The 6,156-nt window shown below is 31.5% G+C and carries 5 protein-coding genes and 2 pseudogenes; 6 read left to right on the top strand and 1 reads right to left on the bottom strand.

The window, feature by feature from the left end:
• Nucleotides 1-950: 950 nt before the first annotated feature.
• From ARSQ2_RS02045 to ARSQ2_RS02030, 4 genes and pseudogenes are all read left to right on the top strand, one after another.
• Nucleotides 951-1,260, top strand: a pseudogene (locus tag ARSQ2_RS02045) (bifunctional hydroxymethylpyrimidine kinase/phosphomethylpyrimidine kinase); the annotation flags it as partial.
• 35 nt (nucleotides 1,261-1,295) lie between these two features.
• Complete coding sequence (locus ARSQ2_RS02040) at nucleotides 1,296-1,655, top strand: IS630 transposase-related protein (protein WP_181994195.1); 360 nt, start codon at nucleotides 1,296-1,298, stop codon at nucleotides 1,653-1,655.
• Nucleotides 1,582-2,106 carry an IS630 family transposase gene (locus ARSQ2_RS02035; RefSeq protein WP_338078228.1) on the top strand — a complete coding sequence of 175 codons (525 nt, stop codon included), beginning with the start codon at nucleotides 1,582-1,584 and terminating at the stop codon, nucleotides 2,104-2,106. Before ARSQ2_RS02040 ends, ARSQ2_RS02035 begins: the two co-directional genes overlap by 74 nt.
• Entirely contained in the window at nucleotides 2,052-2,213 is a 162-nt protein-coding gene (locus ARSQ2_RS02030; protein WP_181994191.1) for a hypothetical protein, read from the top strand. Before ARSQ2_RS02035 ends, ARSQ2_RS02030 begins: the two co-directional genes overlap by 55 nt.
• Before the next feature lie 414 nt (nucleotides 2,214-2,627).
• On the opposite strand, the gene amiC is transcribed toward ARSQ2_RS02030, so the two are convergent.
• Nucleotides 2,628-3,878, bottom strand: a complete 1,251-nt coding sequence (gene amiC / locus ARSQ2_RS02025; RefSeq protein ID WP_181994192.1) for an N-acetylmuramoyl-L-alanine amidase AmiC — start codon at nucleotides 3,876-3,878, stop codon at nucleotides 2,628-2,630.
• 169 nt (nucleotides 3,879-4,047) lie between these two features.
• Here amiC and ARSQ2_RS12235 point away from each other — a divergent pair, with 169 nt between their 5' ends.
• Nucleotides 4,048-4,158, top strand: coding sequence for an IS630 transposase-related protein (locus tag ARSQ2_RS12235; RefSeq protein ID WP_238334250.1), 111 nt, complete (start codon nucleotides 4,048-4,050; stop codon nucleotides 4,156-4,158).
• Nucleotides 4,159-4,370: 212 nt separating this feature from the next.
• Nucleotides 4,371-5,703, top strand: a pseudogene (gene argA / locus ARSQ2_RS02020) (amino-acid N-acetyltransferase).
• Nucleotides 5,704-6,156 lie beyond the last annotated feature (453 nt).

Here is a 6,156-nt window from a genome sequence, read left to right as displayed (position 1 = left end):
ATCTCACGATAAAATGAATTATTAAAGTTAAATATTTATTATGATTAAAAAATATATAGTATTTACTTATGTATAGAAAATGTTTTAACTATATTCCACAGCCGTTGAATTAGCCAAAGGATAAGTAATAAAAAATTTATATTAAGATAAGTTGAATATTAAAACGTTGTTGAGAGTGTGGTATTTTAATAAAGATAATATTAGAATTAATAACAAGATTGTTGTCGCATTTTTATTTATTATACTTTATTATTCAATTTTCATTTAATAAACTCTATAATAAATTCCATTTTATGCGCTATATTAATTTTTTATTTAATTAAATAATTTTATTAGTTATAAATGGTATTTGTTAATTAGTATTAGGTATTCAATTTTAAATGTACTTGTTTATATTAAATTTTATTTAAATTAATAAAAACATATAGTTTTGTAATATTCATTATATTTCACGATTGAAAGATAATATAATCTAATAATAGTGTCTTTTGAAAAAATTGATTTTAATTTTTTTGATAAAACTGGTTATCATCAATAAACTTGTCAATATTGAATACTATTTTATGCTTTAGCAAGAGACTAATCTGTGATATTTATTAGTTTTATTTATAGAAAATTAGCGCTATTGATAGATAAATTATTTATTATTTCATTGTGAAAAATACAATAAAAATTTTTAGTTTTAAAGCCATTATTGATAAGAAGAGTATTATGCTTAAGTGCATTAAAATTAGTTGTATTTGGATTATTTCATTAAAATACAAAATTGATAAAAGATAAATAATGAAAATGATTTTTATCATATTTTAACACTAAACAAAAATAGTGAAATAGGGTAGTAAAGGTAATATATTCATTTGTTTGATATAAAATAACTATTGGTTTAATCTAATAAGTCAAGTAAGGTAGCATAAATTATTCTGATTATTATTTTAATATTAGAAAAATTTATGATTGATAATTCCTTATCCATTGCTCGAACTGATCCAACGGGTGGTGCAGGTATACATGCTGATTTAAAAGTATTTTCTTCATTAGGAAATTATGGTGCAGCTATGATAACCGTATTAGTTGCGCAAAATACTTGCGCAGTACAGTCAATTCATAATCTTTCTGGCGAAATTGTCGGCTTCACAACTTGAATCAGTATTAACTGATGTTCGAATTGATAGTGTGAAAATTGGTATGTTATCAAATGCTACAAATATATCCATAGTAGCAGCGGCACTAGAAAAATATTCATTATCTTTTACGGTACTATAGCTAAGCGACTTAATTTTGATGACATTATTTATATGAGCTATTCAATTGATTTTAGACGTAAAGTGATATTTACGATAGAAGAAGGGTTGAGTATCCGAGAAACAGCGAAGCAATTTCGGATTGGCTCTGCATCTGTATCGCGTTGGATTAATCAAATAGAGCCAAAAGCATCGACTACGCGTCAGCGAAAAATCGATAAATCCGAGTTGATAAAAGATGTTGAACAATATCCAGATGCTTACCAAAAAGAGCGTGCAGAGCGTTTTGGCGTTTGTCAGAAGGCCATTTGGCAAGCTCTTAAAAAAATGGGATTGACCTATAAAAAACTCTACGTCATCCGAAAGCCGACGAAAACACTCGACAAACGTTTCAACAAAAAAACAACAGTATGAAAAAGAAGGCAAGCATATTGTTTTTATTGATGAAAGTGGTTTTTCACACGATACCCCGCGGACTCACGGCTATTCCCCGAAAGGTCAACGGTGTGTTGGTCTCAAGAACTGGGGAGCTAAAGGAAGAACAAATGTTATCGGCGCTTTATTGGGCACAACGCTGTTTGCTATCGGATTATTTGATATCAATATTAACAGCGATGTTTTCTATGCATGGGTCACCCAAGTCCTTATCCCAGTACTTCCTAAAAACAGTGTAATCATGATGGATAATGCAACTTTTCACAAGAAACAGAGTATTCAACAACTCATCATCGATGCGGGGCATATGGTGGAATATTTGCCTACCTATTCGCCAGATCTTAATCCAATTAAACATAAATGGGCACAAGCTAAATGCAAAAAAAAGCGCTCAAATGCGACACAGATATTTTGTTCGCACTCAATATGAGTGTAATCAAAATTAAGTCGCTTAGCTATACTTATCAACTGAATTGCATCTTATTCTGTATTTTTAAATTAGCAATAAATTATACCCTACCCCATTTGATAAGATAATTTCCGATAAAATATTTTACTGATTTAAGCTAATCATTAAATAACTATTTTTATATGACCATTAAAAAATTTATGAATTTATGTTTGTTGATTACATATTTCGCTATCGATTTTTTGCTGACAAAGTATATCAATAAGCATGATGGCTAATTTGCATAAAAGAACAAAAAAAACAATCATCAAGTCTCTTTTATGTACAAAATATAAAAAATATCGCAATATTTAAGAAAAAAACTTGCATCGGATCTGATTTTGAGTATAGTGAGCCGCTATCGGACGCCGGATGGAGCAGCTTGGTAGCTCGTCCGGCTCATAACCCGAAAGTCGTCGGTTCAAATCCGACCCCAGAAACCACCTTTCATTGAATATCAAATTAGTTTCCCAACAAGACTATTATCTATCTAATTAACTCGCTTAACGCAAAGCCAGTTTTCCGCCGTTATCGAAATAAGCTTTAATACCCCGAAAAATGGATTCTGCCATCTGCTGTTGGAATTTTGCTGTCTTTAGTTTTTGCTCTTCTTTAATATTACTGATAAAAGCAGTTTCAACTAGAATTGACGGGATGTCTGGTGCCTTTAATACCGCAAAACCCGCTTGATCAACAATGTTTTTATGCAATTTGTTAACGTTACCCATCCGTTTAAGTACTTCTGTCCCAAATTTCAAACTATCATTAATAGTCGCCGTCTGAACCAAATCAAACATCGTGTGATCAAGATATTTATCACCACTTTTACTGACTCCACCAACTAGATCGGCTTCATTCTGTGTTTGAGCTAAATAACGGGCATTATTATTGGTTGCTCCTTTGGTCGATAATGCAAATACTGAAGAACCTCTCGCCTTACGATTAGTAAAGGCATCAGCGTGAATAGAAACAAATAAATCAGCTTGCATTTTCCGCGCTTTTGCAACTCGCACTTTTAAAGGAATAAAAACATCTTCATTACGAGTCATATAAACTTTCATCTTAGGTTCACGATTAATTAATATTTTTAATCTACGTGCAACTTGCAATACGATATCTTTTTCCCGCGTTTTATATTTTCCTATAGCACCAGGATCTTCTCCACCATGACCAGGATCGATCATGATGATAATTGGCCTATCTCTCCCGGCTTTACCCGCTGGCTTTTTCGCTTTAACCGGCAACGTATTGTCCAATTTACCTTTGTTATAATCTTCTAATAGCGCTAACAACGGATCATGATCAGTGTAAACACCTGAAGCAGGATAAAAATCAACCACTAAACGATGTTTAAAACCAGCAACAGGCGCAATAGTAAACATTTGTGGTTCAACATGAGTTTTTACTTCAAAAACTAAGCGAACCATTTTTTGATCAAATTGGCCTACTCTGACTAATTTTAAATAAGGATCACGTGAACTGATTTGCTGGCTAATGCCCTGCAACACACTATTTAACTGCATATTTTCTAAATCAACAACAATACGATCAGGCCCAGATAAAGCAAATTGACGATATTTTAAAGCAATATTTGATTCTAACGTTACTCGGGTATAACTAGAGGCAGGCCAGATACGAATAGCAACTATACTTGAAGATGAAGCTAGCCTGAATGGACTAATACTTAACAGTATAGTAGCCACTGTACCTTCCAGAAGACGTCGTCTTGAAAAACCGTGATTTGAATGATCCATCGAAAAATCCACTTAAAGCATCAAATAATTATAAACCGCTGAATATTATCAACAAAAAATCACTATAGAAAACTTTAACTAATCATTAATCAACTGTCATTAATAAATTGCTCTTTATGAATAATTAGCTACTATAGCTAAGCGACTTAATTTTGATGACATTATTTATATGAGCTATTCAATTGATTTTAGACGTAAAGTGATATTTACGATGGAAGAAGAAGGGTTGAGTATCCGAGAAACAGCGAAGCAATTTCGGATTGGCTCTGCATCTGTATAGCTAGGCGATTTTAAAATGATTACAAGTAATTACTCTATATCAGTAAATTTATATTGGAGAAAAACATATATTTTTGTAATCAAAATTAAGACGTTTAGCTATAATATATTCTGAAGCAATAATAATGATTTTTTATACATTTCTTTTTGCTATTTTGTGTCAAAAATCATAAAAATACTTTCATTAAGAACAGTCATTTATATAAGGAACATATGAAAGGACGTCGTACTGATTTAGTTAATGGATTTCGCTACTCTGTTTTTTTATATTAATATACATCGCGATAAAATCTTTGTTATTACATTAAACGGTAATGCTATCGCAGGTAAAAATTTTGCTCATATCATTAGCGATATCGGTTTATTACACAGTCTCGGTATTCGGCTAGTTATTGTTTATCGCATACGCCCAAAGATAGATAAAAAACTCATAAACAAACAATATCCGATAATCTACCATAAAAATATTCGCGTCACTGATGCAAATACCCTAGAGTTAGCTAAACAAATATCGGGGACATTACAATTAGATATTACTGCTCTGTTATCAATAAATCTCAACAATATCCCATTGCAAAGTGCTTATATAAATAAATCTCGTCAGTGGTAATTTTATTATTGCTCAACCTTTAGGGATTGAGGATGGTGTTGATTAGTGTCATAGCCGAGGTATACTAAGAATCGATGAAGTATCTATCAACCATCATTTAAAAAACGGCTCAATTGTATTAATTAACCCAATTGCTGTTTCGGTCACTGGAAAAAGTTTTAATTTGTCGACAGAAACTGTCGCAACACAATTGGCAATAAAATTAAAAGCAGAAAAATTAATTGGATTTTGCTCTTTACAAGGAATTAGTGATAAAAATGGCAATATATTATCGGAACTCTCGCCGAATGAAGCTGAAAAGTATATTGCTGAATTGGAAAAACAGCCAAAGAATCATTCTGACATACTGCATTTTTTATATAGCGCAATTAAAGCATGCAAGCAAGGTGTTCGTCGTAGCATTTGATAAGCTATCAAGAGAATGATCCTTTATTGCGAGAACTTTTCTCTCATGAAGGTATCGGTAGCCAAATTACCATGGAAAATTGTGAACAAATTCGTCGAGCTAATATCAATGATATTGCAGGAATATTAGAATTAATTCAACCGTTGAAACAGCAAAGAATATTAATTTGCCGTTCACGTGAACAATTAGAAATAGAAATTGACAAATTTACTATCATCGAGCGAGAAAATATGATCATCGCTTTCGTAGCACTTTATGACTATTTATAAGAAAAGTCTGCAGAAATGGCTTTCCTGGCTGTGCATCCTGACTATCGTAATTTATCAAGAGGTGAAAAACTGCTTAAACACATTACTCTACAATCCAAAAATTTAAATTTAGAAAAACTTTTTGTATTAACAACCCGAAGTAATCACTGGTTTCTAGAAAGAGGATTTTTCGCAGCAAAAGTTGATATGTTACCAATAAAAAAACAAGGGCTTTATAATTATCAACGATACTTAAAAATTTTAATACTTAATATTAAGTAAATACCATAAATTAATTAAAATTTTAATTAATAAACCCATTTACAATAAAAAATACACTATTTAAATAAATAACGTTTTCTATTGCTCTTAAGCAAAAAAATATCGGCTCCTCTTTATTTAACGAAGAGAAGAGCCGAAAATAAAATAACGGTTAATTAATTATTTTTTATTTCTGCTACAAGTGGTTAGGCTGCTTTTGATATAAACCATTACGCATATTCCACATAGTTGAAAATGCTTAACCATTGTACTGTGAGTCGCTCCCCCATTTTTAGCCAGACTACCAATATTTAATGCCTGAGCATAGACGGTCGAGTCCAAAGGAGTACCAAAAGTAACTGATAGAAGACTCTTCAAAAAACCTATCCCTCTATATTTAATTGCCGCTTTTTGGTGATTACTTTGATTTTCTATAGAAGAATTTTCTACAGGAAAGCTCCACAAATGTTATTA

Source organism: Arsenophonus endosymbiont of Bemisia tabaci Q2 (assembly GCF_902713415.1).
Taxonomy (GTDB): Bacteria; Pseudomonadota; Gammaproteobacteria; order Enterobacterales; family Enterobacteriaceae; genus Arsenophonus.
The sequence above is the reverse complement of the archived record's forward strand: the minus strand, read 5'-3'. Positions and strand labels throughout refer to the sequence as shown.